Consider the following 19,951-nt stretch of genomic DNA (forward strand, 5'->3'; position numbering starts at 1 on the left):
TACTATCAATACCCGTATTTTTTCCCGGTCATCCCGGTTATCGCAATTTTCATCACGCAGACGCTGTCAAGCTCCTGGTCCGTGAAGGAATGTTCTCCTGCCCCGTAATGCTGCAGGATGCAGTCAAGGCCTTTTCTCTTTTCATGGTTGTCGTCAACAACCCGTGCATCCCCGTTGCAGATGACACTTTTGTACCGGAATTCCCAGCGGCAGGGTTTCTCATCCGGCAGAGGGCCGCCATTCACATCCACCTCGACGCAGCAATGAGGGTTCCTGGTGAGCAGCCCGATCTTCTTTCCCACGCGGGCGGAATGGATCCAGATCGCATTGTCCATGAAACCGAAACAGAGCGGGACTACATAGGGTTCGTCGCCGTCGGTCATCGCTATCCGGCACACGGTCGCCTCGGTCAGGATTGCTGCCATCTCGGCCGGATCAAGGATCTCCCGGTCTTTTCTTCGCATCATTTCACCATGGTAGTGGGTGCACCAGTATCATAAAAGGAGACCGGTGCAGGACATCAGAGCAGTTGGTACAGGGTTGAGCGCCGGGCAAGAGTCCGCCCGAGATCCTCTGCTATCCGCTGCATCTCCTTCGGGTCGAGGTAGTCTGTGTTGGTAGCCCCCGCCCCCTTGGAGATACTCTCCTCGAAGACCGTGCCCCCGAGATCGTTGGCTCCGGCAATCAAGCCCAGCTGGGCCATCTTGATCCCTTCCTTCACCCACGAGACCTGGATGTTTTTAAAATTGTCAAGGAAGAGCCGGGCAACCGCGACCATCAACTGGTCCTCCCGGCCCGTTGCCCCCGCCCGGGCCTTCCCCTGCCGGAAGATCGGGGTGTTCATGTGGATGAACGAGAGCGGGACGAACTCGGTGAACCCTCCCGTCTCATCCTGGATGTCCCGGAGGATCGCAAGGTGCGCTGCCCGGTCTTCGTTGCTCTCGCAGTGCCCGTACATGATGGTGGCAGTTGACGGAATCCCGAGGCCGTGCGCCTCGGTGATGATCCGGACCCATTCTTTTGTCGGGATCTTCTCCTTGCAGATCTTCTGCCGTATATCATCCACGAGGATCTCCGCTGCCGTCCCGCACAGGGAATTGAGGCCGGCCTCTTTCATCGCCTCGAGTACCTCAACCGTGCTCATCCTGCTCTTCTTTGCAGCATAGGCAACTTCCATCGGGTTGCCCGCGTGGATGTGGACACCCGGGGCCGCCTCGCGGATCCAGCGGTATACATCGGTATAGGACTGCGCGGTGAAGTCCGGGTGGAGGCCGCTCACCGTGCAGATCTCCGTGACCTTGCGCTCCAGTGCCAGGGATACTTTCTTCTGGATCGCGGCTTTGTCATGGAAATAGATCCCTTCATCGCCGGGTTTCTTCGAGTACCCGCAGAACCCGCAGGCGTTCACGCAGAGATTGGTCACGTTGATGTTCTGGTTCCGCACGTACGTCACCGCATTCCCCGCACGTTCTTCGCGCACCTCGTCTGCTGCGGTTGCAATCTCCCAGACCTGTCGGCCGGTGGTCCGGAAGAGCCGGAGAGCTTCCTTCTCCGTCAGCCGGTGGCCAGCCTTCACGTCATCAAGAAGTGTCTTCAGATCGCTTCCCATTCCCCAACCTCGTCGTAATGAACGATGGGCGGAACCTCTATAAAAGTGATTGTACCGGTTCCCTGCACAGGTTCCTGTCGCATGGTTCATATTTCCCTGCGTCAATCATTCTTCAGGGAAGATCATGCAGCAGGTCACTGTCCAGTTATCAAAGAAAGGTGCAGAGGGTTTTGTCATCCCCCTCGGGCCGGCGAATCTTGTCGCGGTCAGGACCGATGTGGGGCTGGTCGGGTGCGGCGCCTTCGATGTGGCGGCGCTCGACTCGTTCAGTTACCCGGCAGCAAAGGTGCGGCCGTCCACCGGGCCATCGATTGCCACCATCGATGACCTGTTGAAAGGGATCGTCAAAGAGGCGAACCGTTCGGCCATGGGCCGGGGGATCACTAACGGCATGACCGGCCGCCAGGCGCTGGAACTGCTCTAAAAAAGGAATTCTTTTCCCGATCTCTCTTTTATTCCCGGTTATACCAGCTCGTAGAACGTTGTCCGCTGCCGGAGCGTCCGGCCGAGATCGGTGACAATGCGTTCCATGTCTTTTGGATCGAGGTAGTCCGATCCCGATGCCCCGGCGTCGCCGGTCACGTCGTCCGTGAACATGGTGCCGGCAAGATCGTTGGCTCCCGAGAGGAGCGCGAGCTGGGTCATCTTTAAGCCCACCTTGCCCCATGCGACCTGGACATTGTTGAAGTTGTCAAGGAAGAGACGGGAAACGGCAAGCATCAGCAGGTCTTCCCGGCCGGTGGGCCCGGCCCGGGCAATGCCCTGCTGGTAGATCGGGGTGTTGGTGTGGACGAACGGGAGGGTGACGAGTTCCGTGAACCCGTGCGTCTCGTCCTGGATATCCCGCAGGAGCCCGAGATGGGTCGCCTGGTCTTCGGGGGTCTCGTACGACCCGTACATGATTGTCGCAGTCGACCGCAGGCCGGCCGTGTGGGCTTCCTTTATGATCCGGACCCAGTCGGCGGTGGAGACCTTCCGGGGGCAGATTACCTGGCGGACGGAGTCCACGAGGATCTCCGCTGCCGTGCCCTGGATGGTTCCCAGTCCCTCATCCCTGAGCCGGGCAATCACTTCCGGCGTTGAGAGACCTCCCCGGTGAGCCACATGGGCAACCTCGTCGGGGCTGAAGGCATGGATGTGGACACCGGGTGCCGCCTCGTGGATCCAGTGCATCATGTCCACGTACGTGTCGAGCGTGAAGCCCGGGTGAACTCCTGAGAGGAGGCAGATCTCGGTCACCTTCCGCTCTTACGCGAGCCGGGCCTGCTCCTGGATGCCATCCTTGTCATGGCAGTACGCCCCCTCGTCGGTCTTCTTCCGCCCGAACCCGCAGAACCCGCAGAGGTTCTTGCAGATGTTGGTCACATGCACGTTCTGGTTCCGGACATACGTAACGGTATTCCCTGCCCGATACTCCCGCATCTCGTCTGCTGCTGTGGTGATCGTCCAGACATCCCGGCCGGTGGCCTTCAGGAGCAATGCAGCCTCCTCTCCGGTGAGCCGGTGCCCGCCCGCCACATCGGAAAGGAGCGCCGGTATCGTAGTTGTGGTCATGGTCCCGTATCCTCCCGTTACTTCTTTCCGGCCTTCTTCCTGGATCTGTCGCTGCCCTTCTTCTCCTCTTTGCCTTCCTTTGAGCGGAGGTAGAGTTCGTGCAGTGCCATGATGATGATGACAGCCACCACAACTTCCCAGATATGGAGCGGGAGATACCCAACAATCGGCACGGTAAAGAGCGCCTTGCCGACAATCCACTCGTTCTTTACCGGTTCGGGTGTGCCGATACCCTTGTAGGAGACGAACTGGTCCGGGGCCGGGTTGTTGTCCCCCCAGGTGATGTAGCCGTCATGGGCAACCGTATAATTCGTCTTGAGCTGGTTGCCACGGATCTCGGTCAGCGGCATGGCGTTCGTGGCATAGACCATGGTCCGGTGGATGATCGGATGGACCGAGGACATACCGTTGGGTTTGTAGATGATCACGTCGCCGTAGCTGTTGAACTTCGAGACATTCGCAGCTTTTCCCTCTTCCCAGGTCATGAACTCCCCGTACCGGTCCTTATCGACTACGACAACGAGGTCGCCGATGTTCATGTTGGGAACCATGCTTCCCGATTCAATGGTGACGACCGCGGGCCATGTGCCGCAGATGAGGAACAGGGCGAGCGCGATCCCGCCGACAACTGCCACCACCCAGAGGAGGTCCCGGGCGAGCGATACTGCCCAGTGGTCACTGGTACGGAATTGTGCGAAGAGCGTGCGGATATCCCGGGGAGTGTCTTTGTCAGCCATCGGTATGCCTGCGGGTTTTGTATAGTGTTGAATCCCGCACACATTAACCATGCGGGATCGCCTTTGGAGTGAAGCCGTCAGCGGGGCATGAGAGAACCTGAAAGGTAGGAGAGGCCGAAGAGGACAAGGAAGATCCCGCAGACGGCCATGATCCGGTGATACGCGGTGTCCGAAAGAAAATTCCTCCCCTTGGCTATACCGGTCGAGACGAACGTGTACCAACCGGTATCGGCAGCCCAGTGGCCGATCATGAAGACCGCGGCAAGGAGGAGCCCGCCTTCAAGCGACGAGATGAGGAGGGCGCTCCCGACCGAGAGCCACCAGATCCAGAAGTAAGGGTTGGCGGCACTGGTCAGGAGTCCGGCCATGTACGGATTGGCCGCCGCCTGCGCGGGTGCAGTGGTAAGGCTTGCGCTCCGGCTGCCGCTAATCGTCATGATCCCGAAGATGATGAGCGCTATTCCCCCGATCACGGCAATTCCCGTGGTGTAAGGAGTGGCAAACCCTGCAAGGCCGAGGATGATTAAGAAGAACAGGGCAGTCTCGATGATGATATGGCCGAGCGACACCTTCAGGCCCGCGGTCCAGTTCCCGGCAAGGGATGCGTTGATGGTAGCGACCAGCGTGGGGCCGGGCGCAAGCGCCCCGGTGAGACCGATGAGAAAACCCAGTACCAGCGTTGAGAGGATCCCGTACATGAATGCGCACCCGGCTGCTGGTACCTGTTTTATCCCTGGGATAATGAATCCGTTCGTTTCCCCGTGGGGCGGGTCTCACGGCAGGGTCGGGATGGCAGGCTATATTTTGCCGGCAACCAATGATCTGGTATGCTCACTGTGCAGGAGATCGCGTTCCGCTTCCTCGATACCGGGTTCCAGGTACACCCGGACGTGGTGCGCTATATCCAGGAGCAGGACCAGCCGGAACTGATCGACCGGATCCTTGCACAGGTGCCGGCAGATACCGTTGTCGTATCTGCAAAACATATCCCCGGGATGCACGCCACCCGGGACGGGACCCGGTTCCTTCTCGATCCCAGCCTCGAGGTTGTCAGCGGGACCGCGGGCACATCAGGTCCCGTGAACGGGACCGGCGATTACCTCTACTATTTCCGGGACCGTTTCAGCCGCCTTGGCGGGATGATCCGGGCGCGTACCGGCGCAATCCCCATCGAGGCGCTGACCAAGAGTACCCGCTACCGGCAGGAGGAATGCACCGTCATCGGGATGGTCGTGGATATGAGCACCACGAAAAACAACCATCGCATGGTTGAGATTGAGGACCTGTCTGCCAGTATAAAGGTGCTCTTCCGGCAGGGCAAGCCGGGGTACACGGATGCCGAGAAGGTCGTCCACGACGAGGTGATCGGGGTGAAGGGAAAGCTCTCGAGCGACGGACACCTCTTCTTTGCCAGTCAGATCTACCGCCCGGACATCCGCATCGACAATACCCCGTTCAGGAGCGAACAGCCGGGAAAAGCGGTCCTGATCTCGGATGTCCATGTCGGGAGCAACACGTTCCTCGAAGGCGCCTGGAACCGGTTTGCCGACTGGCTCTCGGATTCGGATTACCAGTACCTCCTGATTGCCGGGGATCTCGTTGACGGTATCGGTATCTACCCGAACCAGGACGCAGAACTGACGATCAAGAACATCTACGAGCAGTACGATGCGTTCGGGGCCATGCTCGCCGATCTTCCCTCACGGATCAAGATCGTTGCCGCACCCGGCAACCACGACGTTGTGCGGGGCGCTGAGCCCCAGCCCGTGATCCCGGAGGCGTTCACAAAAAAATTCCCCTCCAACTGCACGCTGGTCGAGAACCCGGCTATGGTCAACCTCCAGGGGGTCCGGGTGCTGATGTACCACGGGAGGTCCATCGATGACATGATCGGCCTGATCCCCGGGGCCTCCTATGACCAGAGCGGGCTGATGATGGAGGAGATGCTGATCCGCCGCCATCTCGCCCCCGCATACGGCCGCCGGACACCGATCGCTGCCGGCAGGACCGACCGGCTGATCATCGATCCCCTGCCCGAGATCCTCCACACCGGCCATGTCCACATCAAGGGCATCACGACGTACCGTGGCGTGCTCGGCGTCAATGCCGGGACATGGCAGTCCCAGACCGCGTTCCAGAAGCAGATGAACGTGAACCCGACACCGGCGCTCGCGGTGGTCGTTGATTTGCAGACGCTGGTGCCGGAGACGTTTTCTTTCCTGTGAAAAAAAGGGTTTATGTAACCGCAGATTCACGATCCTTCTTCTCGACAATTCCCTGCAATAACTCTTTTCCCTGGGGTTGGGGAATGGGTCGTCCCTCGCTCCTTGCAGTATCGAGCCAGAGATCCATCGCGACCTTGACCTCACGCAACGCCGCTTCTTCAGAGTCTCCAAAGGCAGAACAACCGGCAAGCTCGGGCACTACTGCAATATACCCCCCGTCTTCCTCGCTGTAAAAAATCTCTATCGTATATTTATGCATGGTCGGCCTCCTCCAGCAGGGAATAGTTCTCAATTATTTTACACAACTGTTTCACCTGATAAGGTTTTGCCTTGCCGCCAACATCCTGAAAATTCAGCATCTCCCGAACATCATCCCGAACGAAAATTCTGTGGCTTCCTTTTCCCCCGCGGCAGATAAAACCAAATTTTTCTGCCGCTGTGCACAGGAGATCGAAACGGATATGCTTTGCATGATCTTTTTAGATGGCGATACAATGCACGCTTATCCATTGAAACAGAATACACAATATATAATTTAAATCAAATACCGGATGGAGTGAAAGTAATCCCGCCACAAGAGGGATACGAGAGATTCACCTTCCCGGAAAAAAAGTGCGTGGGATTTATTCCTTCTTTTCCGCCGGTTTTGCCCCATTTGCCGGGGCTGCTGCCGGCTCCTTCTTCTTGGGGCCGGCGACCGTGACCTTCTCAATGCCGCCCCGGGCCGTCATGGCCGGGCGGTACTGGTTGTCCATGGTCAGGCACGTGGTCGGGCAGGTGTCAACGCACACGGCGCAGACCACGCAGCGCATGTTGTCGATCTCCCAGGTCTTCTCTTTCACGTCAACATTGATCGCCTGCGTGGGGCACTTGCGCTGGCAGGTGCGGCAGGTGATGCACCCTGCCGGGTTGATGGTGACATGCCCGCGGGTATTGGCGGTCTTCTTGGCCGGCTTTGCCGGGTACATCAGGGTTGCCGGGCGGGTGAACAGGCTGCTTATGACAATCTTGGTGTTCTCGAACAGGGTCATGGCACTCACCGCTCCGCACAGCCGATGCAGGGATCAATGGACAACACGACAACCGGGACATCCGCCAGATCAACGCCCTTGAGAAGCGTGACAAGCGGGGGGATGTTCGTGAACGTCGGGGTTCTCACCCGGTGCCGCACCAGGTTCTTCTTGCCATTGCCCTTGATGTAGTGGATGACCTCGCCACGGGGCTGCTCTGTCCGCGAGAAGTACTCCCCGTCCGGCGCCCCGGTCACTTTCATGTCGACCGGGCCATCAGGGATCTTCTTAATGCACTGCTCGATGATGTCGATCGAGGTGAACATCTCTTTTGCCCTGACCGCACACCGGGCATAGCAGTCGCCGTCATATTCGACCACGGGTTTGAAGTTGATCTTGCCCAGTGCCCCGTAGCCGGTGCTCCGGATATCGATGGCAAGGCCGCTCCCCCGGGCAGTCGGGCCGACGGCGCCGAGAACATACGCATCCTCCTTTTTAAGCACGCCAACGCCCCTGAGGCGGTGCTTCATGGAGCTGTCGTTTAAAAAGACGTTCGTGAGATCATTGAGCTCGTGCTCCATACCCCTGAGCCCTTTGAGCATCTCGTCCAGTTTCTCCGGGGTGATATCCTTCCGGACACCCCCGACCTTGCAGACGCCCTGGATGACACGGCCACCCGTGGTTGCCTCAAGATCGTCGAGGATATGCTCCCTCAGGCGCCATGCGTTCATGAAGACGCTCTCAAAGCCCATGCTGTCGGCAAAAAGCCCGAGCCAGAGGAGGTGGGAGTGGAGCCTTGAGTATTCGCCCCAGATAGTCCGGAGATAGGTGGCACGCTCGGGCACTTCGAGGCCCATGATCTGCTCGATGCCCTGCACATAGGTCTGGCTGTGGATGAAACTGCAGATCCCGCAGATCCGCTCGGCGATGAAGACGTACTCGGTATACTCCCGCTTCTCCACGAGTTTCTCGAGTCCGCGGTGCACGTACCCGATCGACGGGATCACATCGACAACGGTCTCATCCTCCAGCACGAGGTCGAGGTGGAGCGGTTCCGGAAGAACCGGGTGCTGCGGGCCGAACGGCACGGTTATTTGTTTTGACATGAGTCTCCCTCCTTTGTGATGGTCACATTGAACGGATGTTTGATCGCCGTCTTGTAGAACGTGCCCTTGAAGTCAATGTTGATACCGCTGACGTGGAGTCCGTAGAGGTCGTGGATCTCGTTCTCGTACACGAACGCCCCGAAATATTCACTGCTGATACTCGGGATTACCACATCTTCTTTGACGGTGATCCGGTAACTCAGCAGGGTGAAGTCCTTGTCGTATACGTAGATGATCTCGAAATCATCGCCTATCTTCGTGCACCCGATCTGGACGAGCCGGTAGCCATCCTTCTTAGCCTGTCCGGCCTTTGATACGACATCCCCGACGCCAATCGGGGTGATTACCTGTGCTGCCATCATTGTACGCCTCCTGTTGACAATATATGGTCAGGATTCAGTCCTGCGTGCCGGTGCTCCTTCTTGTCAACATCCAGCACCATCTTCGTCCGCTTCTCCTCCAATATGCCAAGTGCCGTCACGATCCCATCGATGATCGATTCGGGGCGGCAGGCACAGCCGGGCACGTACACGTCCACTGGGATCACCTTGTCGATCCCACCGGAGACATTGTAGCACTCCCGGAAGACACCGCCGGAGCAGGCGCAGATGCCCACAGCCACGACAACATTCGGGCGCGGTATCTGGTCGTAGAGGTTCTTCACGATCTCACGGTTCTGCTCGTTGATGGAGCCGGTGATTACGAAGATATCGGCATGCTTCGGGTTGCCGGTATTAAGGATACCGAACCGCTCGACATCGTACATCGGGGTCAGGCAGGCCAGCACCTCGATGTCGCAGCCATTGCAGCTCGAGGCATCGTAGTGGAGGATCCACGGGGACTTTGCCAGATAGGTCATGATACACCTCCGTTCAGGACGTAGAGGGCAGCCAGGTTGACCACACCCACTACCACCGCAATCAGCCACGAACTCTTCAGGGCAAACTGCCACTTCGCACGGGCGTTCGTGTTATCGAGGAAGATCTCCAGCAGGTAGACGATGATGATCGCTGCTATGCCCAGCAGCGGGTTGAACGCGAAGAAGAGGTACACGATCCCCAGCAGAAGGACGGTCTCGTACCAGTGCGTGATCTCGATCCACGCAAGCGAGCGACCGGAGAACTCCGTGGTGACCCCCTTGACGATCTCCTGGTGGGCATGATGCGAGGTGGAGATATCGAAGGGCGATTTGCGCAGCTTGATGGTCAGCACGTAAATGAAGCCGAGGAAGATACCCGGGATGAGGAGAATGACTGGGACGGTCGATGATGCGATATCGCTGACACTGAAGCTCTTTGTTGCAACGTACAGGCCGACCGCAACCAGGATCACCATGGGTTCGTAGGCCATGATCTGGAGGAGTTCCCGCTCTGCCCCGACAAAACTGTAGGGAGAGTTGGCAGAGTAGGCGCCCAGCACGAGGAAGATCTGTGCAAGGGTGAGCGCAAAGATGACGAGTAGGAGGTCGCCCCCGGCAAAGAAGAGCGCTCCGGTGAAGGCCATGAAGATCACGTAGCAGATCGCATAGAAGATCTGCGTCTCGTTCACGACCCCGTTCTCTTTCTCGAAGAGCTTGCCCACATCCCAGAACGGCTGGAAGATGGACGGGCCTACCCGGCCCTGCATGTGTGCAGTGATCTTCCGGTCGATACCGGCGATGAGCCCGCCTATGAGCGGGGCGACAAGGACAAAGACAATTGCCCAGACGATGTTTATCACAGAATCACCCCTTTAGCGATCGTGGCGAGGAGCATGATGACGATCAGGGCCGAACAGAGCCAGATTCCCAATGGACGGAGCTTTGCCTCGCCGAAATACGGATGGAGGTAGTAGTTTGAGAGAACCGTCTTCTTCTGGACACCGAGCGAGCCCGAGAAGCGCATGTCCTGCGTGGTCGTCCTCCCGCCCATGTAGGGTGCGAGGTGCCGGTGTTTCCGGTGGGGTATCAGGATCGAGAGCGGGAGCAGCACAATCAGGAAGAGCATCAGGATCATGATGATGATGTTGTCCTGCGAGAGCCGGGCAACGTGGCCGTAGTTGAAGAGGAGGAACGGCTCGAGGAGGACGGTCGAGAGGAGCGGGAAGACGAGCGTGGTGACAAACGAGAGCCCGGCAAGGGAGAGCAGGGCTGCCCACTCGCTCTTGTCCACCTCGCCCTCGATGTTCTTGCCGTCCGAGGTGACGGTAAGGATCTTGCCCATCCACTTGGCCCAGAAGAAGACCGTCATCGCGCTGCCGAAGACAAGGATGATGACGAACAGGAACCCTAACGGCGCGTCGATGAATGCCTGGATGGCCGCCCACTTGGAGATCAACATGCCGAACGGGGCCAGGAACATACCGGCAATACCGATGATCATCATCGCCGCAATCTTGGGCGTGCGCACGATAAGGCCGGTCATATCGTCGATCTCCCGGCTCTTGATCCGGTGCTCGACGGTTCCTGTTGCCAGGAAGAGGAGCGACTTGGAGATCGCGTGGAAGACTATCAGGAGGATTGCTGCCCAGATCGCCTCGTATGTGCCGATGCCGGCGCAGGCAACGACAAGGCCCAGGTTTGCAATCGTGGAATACGCGAGCACACGCTTCGCGTTGCTCTGCGAGATCGCAATGCCCGATGCGATCAGGAACGTGAGCGCACCTATCATGGCAATGACGTATCCGGTAAAGGTGGACTGGAAGATCGGTGCAAACCGCACAATAATATAGACACCGGCTTTCACCATGGTGCTGGAGTGGAGCAGGGCCGAGACCGGGGTCGGGGCAACCATGGCTCCCACCAGCCACGAGGAGAATGGCAGTTGTGCCGCCTTCGTGAGGCCGGCAAACCCGATGAGCGCTGCCGGTATGAGCGCAATAGCCTTTCCGGTGGTCAGCAGGTCGCTCAAGCCCAGCATGCCGCCGCCTGCGGTAGCAAGCCAGATAATTGCACAGGTAAATGCAATGCCGCCGAGCAGGTTCATCCAGAGGGCACTGAATGCATTATTGATGGCTTCGTCGGTCTTCGTGTACCCGATGAGGAGGAACGAACAGAGGGTCGTTACCTCCCAGAAGAAGTACACCCAGAGGAGATTGTTGGAGAAGACCAGCCCGAACATGGCGGCAAGGAAGATGAACAGGATGGCAAAGAACCGCGGTCGCCGGTCCGGCATCTCCGTGTGGTGCTCGTGGAAGAACTTCATGTACCCGAGCGAGTACACGCAGATGAGACTGCCGATGATACCGATGATCATGGCCATGATGAGCGAGAATTCATCGATGAACAGGTTCGACTCCACGTGCACACCGTGGGCATAGAACAGTTCAAAGAACAGTATCATCACGGTCTGGACCAGGATGAGTGCCACGGCAAGCCATTTCTTGTACGTGATGCCGAGATACAGGATGTATACGGCAATGAGCATCTCAAGGACGAACATGAGGATGCCGGTCTGTTCGGCGGGAATGACCGAGACCAGCATGGCTCCCTTGTTATAGGTCGTGATGAGCAGGAACACACTGACTGCACCGATGATCAGTGCGGACAGTTTGACAATCCAGTTGCGTTCGACATCCTTTTTGGCGATCAGCAAAAAGAATGCTGCGATGAGCGGAAACAGGATAAGAAATATCAACAGCTGAGTGAGTTGCACCAGATACCCTCCCGCTCTGAATATGGGAATTTTTCATTATTAATCATATTGGAATTGTTCACGATTCTTCACCAACAGGTGATACCAGGAGACAGGTTTTTTTTCAGATACCGGAGAAACACCACCCAACCCTGCATGTTCCCGGGTAGATCGGGAAACTCATAAAAAGGCAGGAAAATCAAAAAATAGTGCCCGTTCTGCCCGGATTTGCCTGTGGTGCAGTCGGCGTGTAATAGATAAAAGTTTAATGTTCCAAAAATGCACTAATGATCTCTTAGGATGGGTTGTGTACGTGTGCCGGGGAATTTCCGGAAGCATAAAAGAGCCCTCCTTTGGGTCATTTGAGCAGGTCTCTGCTGATGCCAAATCAACATACCTGATGTGTCGGTAAGAGTGTCCCGGACGGTTTCTTCCTCATTATGTGCATTATGGGGGAAGGATCCGAAGATCGAGGGGGTTCTTCCCACAGCAGGGAGGTCATGGAATGATCGAACTAGCATTACTCGTTGTCATTGTGATATGTGTTATCGCACTGATTCTTGCTGCTATCCTGGCGCGTAATCTCCTCTCACAGGATGAGGGGACGCCCAAGATGCGCGAGGTCTCCGATGCGATCAAGGTGGGTGCGGAAGCATTCATCAAGCGCCAGTACTCGACTATCGCCATTATTGCCATCATATTGGCCGTGGTGATCTTTGCCGTCTATTACTTCACCGGACAGCAGTCGCTTGCCATGTATACGGCATTTTCGTATATCATCGGTGCCGCATGCAGTGCAGTTGCCGGCGTTGTCGCAATGTCCATTGCGGTCAGGACAAACATCCGCACGGCAGCTGCAGCCCAGACCAGCGACGGGAAGGCGCTCGACTTCTCGTTCCGCGGCGGGGCCATCTCCGGCCTGATCATTACCTCAATGTCGCTCCTCGGTGTCTCCCTGACGTACATCGCGCTCGGGGCAAACCCGCAGACCACCCCCTTCGTCATCCTCGGGTTCGGGTTCGGTGCCTCGTTTGTGGCACTCTTCGCCCAGCTCGGCGGCGGTATCTACACCAAGGCCGCTGACGTTGGCGCAGACCTTGTCGGAAAGGTCGAAGCCGGTATTCCCGAAGACGATGTCCGGAACCCGGCCACCATCGCCGATCTCGTCGGTGACAATGTCGGGGACTGTGCCGGCCGTGGTGCTGACCTCTTCGAGTCCACAGCTGCCGAGAACATCGGTGCCATGATCCTCGGTGTTGTGCTCTTCCCCATCTTCGGTGTCAACGGGGTTCTCTTCCCCATCGTCATGTGTGCGCTCGGTCTCCTGGCAAGCATGATCGGTATCCTCTCTGTCAAGGGCAAAGACGGTGCCGACCCGATGGACGCCATGAACCGCGGGTACTACATCACTGCAGTCATTTCAGCCATCTTCCTCTACTTCGGGGTCCAGTGGCTCCTCGGTACAACACCCAACTGGATCTACTTCTTCTTTGCAGGTCTCGTTGGTATCGTCCTCTCGGTGCTCTTCCTCCGGGTTACGATGTATTACACCGACCACCACTACCGCCCGGTGCAGGAGATCGCTGACGCCTCTGAAACAGGAGCAGCCACCAACATCATCACCGGGTTCTCGGTCGGTCTCGAGACCACCGCAATTCCCGCGATTCTCATTGGCCTCTCCCTCCTGATCTCCTACTGGTTCGGTACCATGAGCGGTGTCCCGGGCGGCGGCCTCTATGGAACTGCCGTTGCAACCGTGGGCATGCTGATGGTCTGTGCGTACGTCCTTGCCATGGACACCTTTGGCCCTATCGCCGACAATGCCGGCGGTATCGTCGAGATGAGCCAGGCACCCGAGGAAGTAAGGAAGCGCATGGACCGGCTCGATGCAGCCGGTAACACCACGAAGGCACTCACAAAGGGATATGCGATCGGCAGTGCCTCCCTTGCCGTGTTCCTGCTCTTCAACGCCTACATGGCCGACATCGCCAAGCTCACCGGCAAGGCATTCGAGGTCGTCAACCTGGCAAGCGTCCCGGTCTTCGTCGGGGCACTTCTCGGCGCAATGCTGGTCTTCGTCTTTGCGAGCCTCGCCATCCGTGCAGTCTCCAAGACCGCACAGTCCGTGATCGGTGCAGTCCGTACCCAGTTCAAGAACCCCGCCATCATGGCAGGCACCCAGAAACCAGACTATGCAGCCGTCATCGATATCACGACCCAGGGTGCGCTCAAGAACATGGTCCTCCCGGGCATCCTCGTGATCGGGTTCCCAATCATCATCGGTGTCACCATGAAATACGAGGCCCTCGCCGGCTTCCTCATGGTCGCGACCATCACCGGCATCCTCCTTGCACTCATCCTCAACAATGCAGGCGGTGCATGGGACAATGCCAAGAAATACATCGAGTCCGGTGCACACGGCGGCAAGGGCAGCGAGGCCCACAAGGCAGCCGTTGTTGGCGACACGCTCGGCGACCCGTTCAAGGACACCGCCGGCCCGTCACTCCACGTGCTCATCAAGCTCCTCGCGACCCTGACGCTCGTGCTCGCGCCGCTCTTCATCTAACACCATTTTTTTATTTCCTGTTATCATCCTCCCGAATCGTAAGGTCTTTTAATTTTCGGGCTTGAAGGTAGTACAGATGAGACGACCCTCTCTCCCGGGCTTCATTGCACTGATCCTTCTCGGACTGCTGCTCACCACTGCCGGGTGTATCTCTGGCAGTCCAAAGGCCCCTGCCCCCTATTCGGCAGATCCGGCAGCCGTATCCTTGCAGGAGACCCTGGTGGTCGGTATCGACAGTGATTATCCGCCGTTCAGTTACCTCAACTCCAGCGGCAGCCCAACGGGGTTCGATGTCGATTCCATGCAGTGGATTGCGCAGAAGAAGGGACTGAAGGTGAAGTTCCAGCCAACTGCATGGGACAGTATCATCATCTCGCTCCTGACAGGAAAGATCGACCTGGTCTACTCGGGGATGTCGATTACCCCCGAGCGGGCCGGAATGATCAACTTCAGCACACCGTACTGGGAAGTGAACCAGGACGTAGTAGCGCGAAACGACTCAGCGCTGACCCTCAAGGATGTAACGTCCGGAACGGCAATCATCGGCACCCAGAGCGGCTCCACCGCGGCAGTCTGGGTTGATACGAACCTGGTCTCAACCGGCAGGATGTCGCCCGACCGGTTGGTACTCTATAACAACACCCCGCTCGCTCTTGACGATCTCGCTGCCGGCAGGGTGGACGCCGTGATGTACGACGACTATATTCTCAAAACGATGATTGGCGAAAAACCGCTCAAAACCCTGGGTACTATCGGGACAAAAGAAGGGTACGGTATTGCGGTCAGGAAATCCGATCCTGAACTCCTTGCCACCCTCAATGATGGTCTCACCCAGCTGAAGGCCGATCCCTACTGGCAGGAACTTATTATCAGATACAAGATGAAGCAGAATTCCCCGTAGTTCCACGTGCCCATCGCGATCCTTATCCTGACGCTCGTACCCGCACTGCTCTTCGTCTCATCTTGTTATTTCCGGTTTTACATCCGGATTTCTTTGAGATCGGGTATTGCCGTCCCGGACAGCCATTTATCGTTCAACACCGGATACTATGCATGGATCCGCAGGAACATATCCTCATCCTCAGCGCGGGTGACCGTATCCACAAAACCTATTCTGCGGTTCTTGCGGATCTCCGGACCGTCACGCATACGTTCGTCTTTGCGGAAAAAGAGGTCTACACCGCCTCGGCCCGGGACGATACCCAGAAACGGATGTGGAAGTGCGCCATCCGTAATGCGATTGAAGAGGTAAATGCCATCTCCCTCTCACGGAATATTGCCTGTGCACTGGTCTGTATTGATGCAGCAACATTCGATGCGATCCGCGACCCGGTACTCGGGATATTCAGCGGGCATCCTGATGCCCGGTTCTCGTTCGATATCTCCGCAGGCTCCAAACGCCTTTCTATGGGCCTCTTCTCGATGTCGCTCTGGGTTGACGGGGACGCGTATTATGCATTCGGAAATGCCCCGACGCGGAGAGTGCCGGTCCCGACACTTCCCGCAAGGAACCTCCCTGCCAACCCGCACTATCTCGTGATCCTCACCATCCTCTTCCGCGGGCAGGATCCAAAACGTGAGGAACGGGCGCTGGTGCCAAAAGAGACCCTGTTCAACCAGACCAGAGCCTGGCAGATCCCGGTTCGCGATGCGGACGGTGAAACCAGGGGGCTGGATCTCTCGCCGGCAGACTTTTCCCGCATGGTAGCGGCGCTGGCTGGCTGGAATCTTATTACCGAAGAGACCTCTCCGGACCATGGAGAAGAGACGCTGTACAGCATCAGCCCTGAGGGCGAACTGGCATTGTTCGTGTATTCAGCCCGCATGAAGAAACGGGGTGTCGCAGGCACATCCGGCCTCACATGATCCCCGTACTTACGCTCCGACTGGGTCCGGTTGAACAATAAAAATCAAACCCTGATGAAAAATTTTCAAACAGACCTTGACTGAAATTGTTAGTTCTCTGCAATTGATCATTTCGTATGGAGATACACCCCGAGGCTATGCCCCCGCCGGTGTGGCGCCCCCGGTTGAGATGGTGCTGCATTATCTGTTTCTGGTGCCATCGCCCATGCGCCCCATCCCCCTTGGAGGATTGGTGGCGCAAGAGGGGGGTCTCCCGCGAATTTTTTTGAACGGGTGGGGGGGTCTGCACGATTTGAAACGCAAAGGGGAGGGGGGGTATGCCGGACACCCCCCTCCCCAAAAATGGGATGTACGCATTATTGCACACGTTTTTTTGAGGGGTATTTTGCAGGTCTCCGACGGATCAGGTCATTTTCCGGCTACCCGAAAATGATCATGGGGGGGTATGATCCAGCCAAAGGGGGGGAGGGGTATGCCGGATACCCCCCCACCCCCAGGCAGGGGGGTCTGATCGTTTTGAAAACCGGAAGGTGGGGGGGTATCAGGCAGACCCCCCCCATCCCGCGGGCACAGAGCCGGCCGGTTTTACGCGTTCTGCCCGGTAAGGGAACCCATGACCTGTTCCATGGTCACCGGCAGGGTTTTGGAAAACGGAACCGACCAGGAAAAAAAGATACAATCGATGACGGCCGTCCCCGTGATCGTGACCTTCACGCTCCCCCGGGTCACGAAGGCAGCGAGCGCCCCGATGAGAATTGCATTGTCCGAACTGACCGGGACGTGAACAAGGGTACTGTCCCGGGCAGGTATCTTCACCCGGCCGGTTTTTCCGGAAGCGATCTGACGGGATCGCTCCGCGTCCCGGCACAGCACCTTAAACGGCAGGTCGCGCAGGGTCACGCCAAGGGGATTGGGATTCTGCACCCGGATTGCCACATCGAGTTCAAGGGACGAGATTGACAGGGAACAGAGCCGCACGTCTTCAAGGCTGACTTCCGGTTCGTGCAGGAGAGGCATTGTAAGAACATTTCACGAACCGGTTGAAAATCCTGCTTATCAGTTCTGTTATTTCCGGCTCCGGAGCTCTTTTTCAGCTGCTGCAAGCCCCGCTGCAGCCTGCTCGTCCGTCATCTCCGGATTCTTGAACCGGGTGAACCGATCGCAGACAAGCTCGGGACATTTCCCGCAGTGGGGGAGTTTCTTCATGGTCGTGCAGCATTCGTAAATCGGGCACTGGTCGATATTCACAAATGCTGTCCAGAATGGTTTCCCCGTTACCTTTTCACAGCCAGGGCAGTCCTTCTTATGGTGGTCGCAGTCGCTGCACGAGAACCCGCATACGGTCTCAATCTTTTTCTTTGCCATAGTCAAAGGTTTCCTGCCCTTAGGGATAAAGAGAGGGGACGGGCACCGCGAAAGTGAACGTTTTGTCCCCCGTTCTTCTCTCTCATCCCTCGTCATGGCACGTGCCAGTACTGAGAATGCAGGTTCTTCCCCGGTCTTTCCCTCACTATCATCTCCTGTTGTTCTCTGCCAGGGGAATAGTGAACACCTGCCCTCATGTGATTCTGGAACCTGCAGAGCACTCCCGGCCTCTTCAAAGGCAGGTTGGAAAAAACAGCCGTGTTTTTTTCCAACTTCCCGCTCATTATATACCTCCGGGATCAACCACGTGATCAGGCCCGGAACCGCCGGGCAGGATGGAGTAACCATGAGCGAACAACCGTTCCACCAGAGATTCAGCAAAAGAGAGAAATCTTCCCGGCACAATCCCGGAAACGATAACGGGAACCTGTCCCTGTCCGCATTATGGGAACTCTATCATGCTGATCCGTCATCGCACTACCGGCCTTGACGGATCGCCTCCTCAGTTATGCGAATGAAACCATCATACATCATCAGAACGATCAGCAGGAAACCGGCCGAACGACCGGGGCGGGAATTACCCCCTCCCCGCCGCCCCTCTTTTCAGTCTACGCGATAACCGCCTGGCTGGTGTGTTACCAACCACAAAGCACTCAATCCCCCCGCCCAAAATTTTTCCTGCAATGACTCTGGATCCATTCTTTTACCAGATATTCGAGTCTCTCCCCCGGCAGGGACCGGGATGTCCTGAAGCGACAAGGAACGTATGGTCTTGTCTTCCCCCGCTCCCCAACCATGCAAACATCCTCGATGTCGGATGCGGCTCCGGCACCCAGACCCGCGACCTTGCGGCCCTGACAAGCGGCACCATCACCGCTGTGGACAACCACCAGCCATTCCTTGACCGCATCACCGCATGGGCAACGGCAAACCATCTGGGCGGGCGCATCAGGACACGGGCGGCATCCATGGACGCCCTGCCGTTCGAGCCGGGACAGTTCGATCTCATCTGGTCCGAAGGTGCAATTTTCATCATGGGTTTTGAGGAGGGACTCCGGGCCTGGAAACCGTTCGTGAAGAAAGGCGGGTATATGGTAGTCTCCGATGCCGCCTGGTTTGAACCAAATCCTCCCGCAGAATTGATGCGGTGGTGGGAGAAGGAGGGGTACATTCCCAAAACAGAGGATGCATTAAGAGAGCAGGTAAAGAACACCGGGCTCCGTCTCATTGCCACGTACCGGCTTCCTGAGGCCGGGTGGTGGGAGAACTACTATGTCCCGATGCTTGCCCGGGTTGCCGAGCTCAGAAAGACCCACGGGACCGATCCTGCATGTGCTGCCGTTCTCGATCCCCTCCAGGAAGAGATTGAGATGTACCGGCAGTACAAACGGTATTACGGGTACACATTCTTCGTGATGCAGAACGAGTAACACTTGGGAGGCAGTTCCTGATGTCCAAGGAAATTGACAAACAGATCCGGTCTCTTGCCGGTTCACTTGACGCTGATTACTATGGTGTGGCGGATCTCACCCCGGCCCGCGACTTCATTCATGCGCAGGGAGGGGATCGGGCAGCGAGGTATCCGCGGGGAGTTGTGCTGGGGATACGGTTGCAGGACAGCGTTGTGGATCTCCTGCCGGAGAAAGACAACGAGGGAGCAATCCTGTACCGTCACACTACGTACGATGTTGTCAACATCGCCCTCGATCAGGCAGCGCTCCGGATCGCAAATGTTCTCCAGCGCGAAGGCTACGGGGCATTTCCCGTCCCCGCGTCGAAGCGGACGAGCAACGAGCACATCTGCGGGATCTTCTCCCAGAAACTCGCGGCACACATGGCCGGGCTTGGCTGGATCGGGAAGAGCTGCCTGCTCGTGACTCCGGATCATGGTCCGAGAGTCCGGTGGGTCACGGTCCTGACCGATGCGCCGCTCCAGCCGACCGGGTCCCCGATGGAATCGCGGTGCGGGGAATGCACGGCATGTGTCGATATCTGCCCGGTGCATGCATTTACCGGCAAACCGTTCTCGCCCGGAGAGCCCCGCGAGGCCCGGTTCGATGCTGCGGCCTGCGACCGCTATTTTAAGGAGCGTGAGAAGAATGACGGTGTCGCAACCTGCGGGCTGTGCGTGTGGGTCTGCCCGCACGGGAGAAAGAAGGGGAAGAGAGCGGAAAAATAACCTGCCTGGAAATGGGGGAATCCCTCTCTTTTAATGCTCCAGGGGGCTTCACTGGCGCTTCACCTTCCGCGATAGAAGAACGCTCGCGGGTTCCTCTCATCCCAGAGCCCTCTCCCTGATTCA

The 19,951-nt window shown here is 57.5% G+C and carries 23 protein-coding genes and 1 pseudogene; 8 read left to right on the plus strand and 16 right to left on the minus strand.

Translation table 11 applies throughout. The features are described from left to right. Positions 1 to 5: 5 nt before the first annotated feature. Together LUQ43_RS04330 and cofH (LUQ43_RS04335) are read right to left on the minus strand one after the other, a co-directional pair. Entirely contained in the window at positions 6 to 467 is a 462-nt protein-coding gene (locus LUQ43_RS04330) for a pyridoxamine 5'-phosphate oxidase family protein (RefSeq protein ID WP_299964270.1), read from the minus strand. Between the two features lie 53 nt (positions 468 to 520). Beyond that, complete coding sequence (cofH, locus tag LUQ43_RS04335; RefSeq protein ID WP_299964273.1) at positions 521 to 1,609, minus strand: 5-amino-6-(D-ribitylamino)uracil--L-tyrosine 4-hydroxyphenyl transferase CofH; 1,089 nt, start codon at positions 1,607 to 1,609, stop codon at positions 521 to 523. 124 nt (positions 1,610 to 1,733) lie between these two features. Here cofH (LUQ43_RS04335) and LUQ43_RS04340 point away from each other — a divergent pair, with 124 nt between their 5' ends. After that, entirely contained in the window at positions 1,734 to 2,033 is a 300-nt protein-coding gene (locus LUQ43_RS04340) for a YunC family protein (RefSeq protein ID WP_299964275.1), read from the plus strand. Positions 2,034 to 2,071: 38 nt separating this feature from the next. On the opposite strand, the pseudogene cofH (LUQ43_RS04345) reads toward LUQ43_RS04340, so the two are convergent. The 3 genes and pseudogenes from cofH (LUQ43_RS04345) to LUQ43_RS04355 all read right to left on the minus strand — a co-directional run bounded on the left by cofH (LUQ43_RS04345) (position 2,072) and on the right by LUQ43_RS04355 (position 4,598). Beyond that, positions 2,072 to 3,163 (minus strand): annotated as a pseudogene (gene cofH, locus LUQ43_RS04345) (5-amino-6-(D-ribitylamino)uracil--L-tyrosine 4-hydroxyphenyl transferase CofH). 17 nt (positions 3,164 to 3,180) lie between these two features. Further along, complete coding sequence (locus LUQ43_RS04350) at positions 3,181 to 3,900, minus strand: signal peptidase I (protein WP_299964277.1); 720 nt, start codon at positions 3,898 to 3,900, stop codon at positions 3,181 to 3,183. A gap of 77 nt (positions 3,901 to 3,977) precedes the next feature. Further along, entirely contained in the window at positions 3,978 to 4,598 is a 621-nt protein-coding gene (locus LUQ43_RS04355) for a LysE family transporter (RefSeq protein WP_299964279.1), read from the minus strand. A 129-nt stretch (positions 4,599 to 4,727) separates the two neighbouring features. Between LUQ43_RS04355 and LUQ43_RS04360 the strand changes: the two genes are divergently transcribed. Continuing rightward, positions 4,728 to 6,125, plus strand: a complete 1,398-nt coding sequence (locus LUQ43_RS04360) for a DNA-directed DNA polymerase II small subunit (RefSeq protein WP_299964281.1) — start codon at positions 4,728 to 4,730, stop codon at positions 6,123 to 6,125. Positions 6,126 to 6,135: 10 nt separating this feature from the next. On the opposite strand, the gene LUQ43_RS04365 is transcribed toward LUQ43_RS04360, so the two are convergent. The 8 genes from LUQ43_RS04365 to LUQ43_RS04400 form a co-directional block, all read right to left on the minus strand. Next, on the minus strand, positions 6,136 to 6,384 hold the full coding sequence (locus tag LUQ43_RS04365; RefSeq protein ID WP_299964284.1) for a type II toxin-antitoxin system HicB family antitoxin: 249 nt from the start codon (positions 6,382 to 6,384) through the stop codon (positions 6,136 to 6,138). After that, entirely contained in the window at positions 6,377 to 6,586 is a 210-nt protein-coding gene (locus tag LUQ43_RS13390) for a type II toxin-antitoxin system HicA family toxin (protein WP_363318488.1), read from the minus strand. Before LUQ43_RS13390 ends, LUQ43_RS04365 begins: the two co-directional genes overlap by 8 nt. Before the next feature lie 162 nt (positions 6,587 to 6,748). Next, positions 6,749 to 7,156, minus strand: coding sequence for a 4Fe-4S dicluster domain-containing protein (locus tag LUQ43_RS04375; RefSeq protein ID WP_299964286.1), 408 nt, complete (start codon positions 7,154 to 7,156; stop codon positions 6,749 to 6,751). Between the two features lie 5 nt (positions 7,157 to 7,161). Beyond that, the gene (locus tag LUQ43_RS04380) at positions 7,162 to 8,241 is read right to left on the minus strand and encodes a nickel-dependent hydrogenase large subunit (RefSeq protein WP_299964288.1); all 1,080 of its coding nucleotides are present in this window, start codon (positions 8,239 to 8,241) and stop codon (positions 7,162 to 7,164) included. Then, positions 8,226 to 8,600: an NADH-quinone oxidoreductase subunit C gene (locus LUQ43_RS04385; protein WP_299964290.1), complete on the minus strand. Its 375-nt coding sequence runs from the start codon at positions 8,598 to 8,600 to the stop codon at positions 8,226 to 8,228. Before LUQ43_RS04385 ends, LUQ43_RS04380 begins: the two co-directional genes overlap by 16 nt. Beyond that, positions 8,600 to 9,100, minus strand: coding sequence for an NADH-quinone oxidoreductase subunit B family protein (locus tag LUQ43_RS04390; protein WP_299964292.1), 501 nt, complete (start codon positions 9,098 to 9,100; stop codon positions 8,600 to 8,602). Before LUQ43_RS04390 ends, LUQ43_RS04385 begins: the two co-directional genes overlap by 1 nt. Beyond that, positions 9,097 to 9,960: a complex I subunit 1 family protein gene (locus LUQ43_RS04395; protein WP_299964294.1), complete on the minus strand. Its 864-nt coding sequence runs from the start codon at positions 9,958 to 9,960 to the stop codon at positions 9,097 to 9,099. The genes LUQ43_RS04390 and LUQ43_RS04395 overlap by 4 nt, the downstream gene beginning before the upstream one ends. Beyond that, positions 9,957 to 11,873: a proton-conducting transporter membrane subunit gene (locus LUQ43_RS04400; protein ID WP_299964296.1), complete on the minus strand. Its 1,917-nt coding sequence runs from the start codon at positions 11,871 to 11,873 to the stop codon at positions 9,957 to 9,959. Before LUQ43_RS04400 ends, LUQ43_RS04395 begins: the two co-directional genes overlap by 4 nt. A gap of 484 nt (positions 11,874 to 12,357) precedes the next feature. Here LUQ43_RS04400 and LUQ43_RS04405 point away from each other — a divergent pair, with 484 nt between their 5' ends. From LUQ43_RS04405 to LUQ43_RS04415, 3 genes are all read left to right on the plus strand, one after another. Further along, positions 12,358 to 14,418 (plus strand): sodium-translocating pyrophosphatase, encoded by a 2,061-nt coding sequence (locus tag LUQ43_RS04405; RefSeq protein ID WP_299964298.1) that lies wholly within the window; start codon positions 12,358 to 12,360, stop codon positions 14,416 to 14,418. Between the two features lie 76 nt (positions 14,419 to 14,494). Further along, the gene (locus LUQ43_RS04410) at positions 14,495 to 15,319 is read left to right on the plus strand and encodes an ABC transporter substrate-binding protein (protein WP_299964300.1); all 825 of its coding nucleotides are present in this window, start codon (positions 14,495 to 14,497) and stop codon (positions 15,317 to 15,319) included. A gap of 152 nt (positions 15,320 to 15,471) precedes the next feature. After that, on the plus strand, positions 15,472 to 16,284 hold the full coding sequence (locus tag LUQ43_RS04415; protein WP_299964343.1) for a hypothetical protein: 813 nt from the start codon (positions 15,472 to 15,474) through the stop codon (positions 16,282 to 16,284). Positions 16,285 to 16,869: 585 nt separating this feature from the next. Here the strand turns inward: LUQ43_RS04415 and LUQ43_RS04420 are convergent. The 3 genes from LUQ43_RS04420 to LUQ43_RS04430 all read right to left on the minus strand — a co-directional run bounded on the left by LUQ43_RS04420 (position 16,870) and on the right by LUQ43_RS04430 (position 17,933). Beyond that, a complete protein-coding gene (locus LUQ43_RS04420; protein WP_299964345.1) occupies positions 16,870 to 17,301 on the minus strand; it encodes an LEA type 2 family protein in 432 nt (143 codons plus the stop codon). Positions 17,302 to 17,349: 48 nt separating this feature from the next. Continuing rightward, positions 17,350 to 17,649, minus strand: a complete 300-nt coding sequence (locus LUQ43_RS04425) for a DUF3795 domain-containing protein (protein WP_299964348.1) — start codon at positions 17,647 to 17,649, stop codon at positions 17,350 to 17,352. 92 nt (positions 17,650 to 17,741) lie between these two features. Beyond that, entirely contained in the window at positions 17,742 to 17,933 is a 192-nt protein-coding gene (locus LUQ43_RS04430; protein WP_299964350.1) for a hypothetical protein, read from the minus strand. A 62-nt stretch (positions 17,934 to 17,995) separates the two neighbouring features. On the opposite strand from LUQ43_RS04430, the gene LUQ43_RS04435 reads away from it, so the two are divergent. From LUQ43_RS04435 to LUQ43_RS04445, 3 genes are all read left to right on the plus strand, one after another. Beyond that, complete coding sequence (locus tag LUQ43_RS04435) at positions 17,996 to 18,139, plus strand: hypothetical protein (protein WP_299964352.1); 144 nt, start codon at positions 17,996 to 17,998, stop codon at positions 18,137 to 18,139. Positions 18,140 to 18,332: 193 nt separating this feature from the next. Next, positions 18,333 to 19,079 carry a class I SAM-dependent methyltransferase gene (locus LUQ43_RS04440; protein WP_299964354.1) on the plus strand — a complete coding sequence of 249 codons (747 nt, stop codon included), beginning with the start codon at positions 18,333 to 18,335 and terminating at the stop codon, positions 19,077 to 19,079. Positions 19,080 to 19,099: 20 nt separating this feature from the next. Then, on the plus strand, positions 19,100 to 19,828 hold the full coding sequence (locus LUQ43_RS04445; protein WP_299964357.1) for a 4Fe-4S double cluster binding domain-containing protein: 729 nt from the start codon (positions 19,100 to 19,102) through the stop codon (positions 19,826 to 19,828). The last annotated feature ends 123 nt before the right edge of the window (positions 19,829 to 19,951 follow it).

This window comes from Methanoregula sp. (assembly GCF_028679125.1).
Classification (GTDB): Archaea; Halobacteriota; Methanomicrobia; order Methanomicrobiales; family Methanospirillaceae; genus Methanoregula.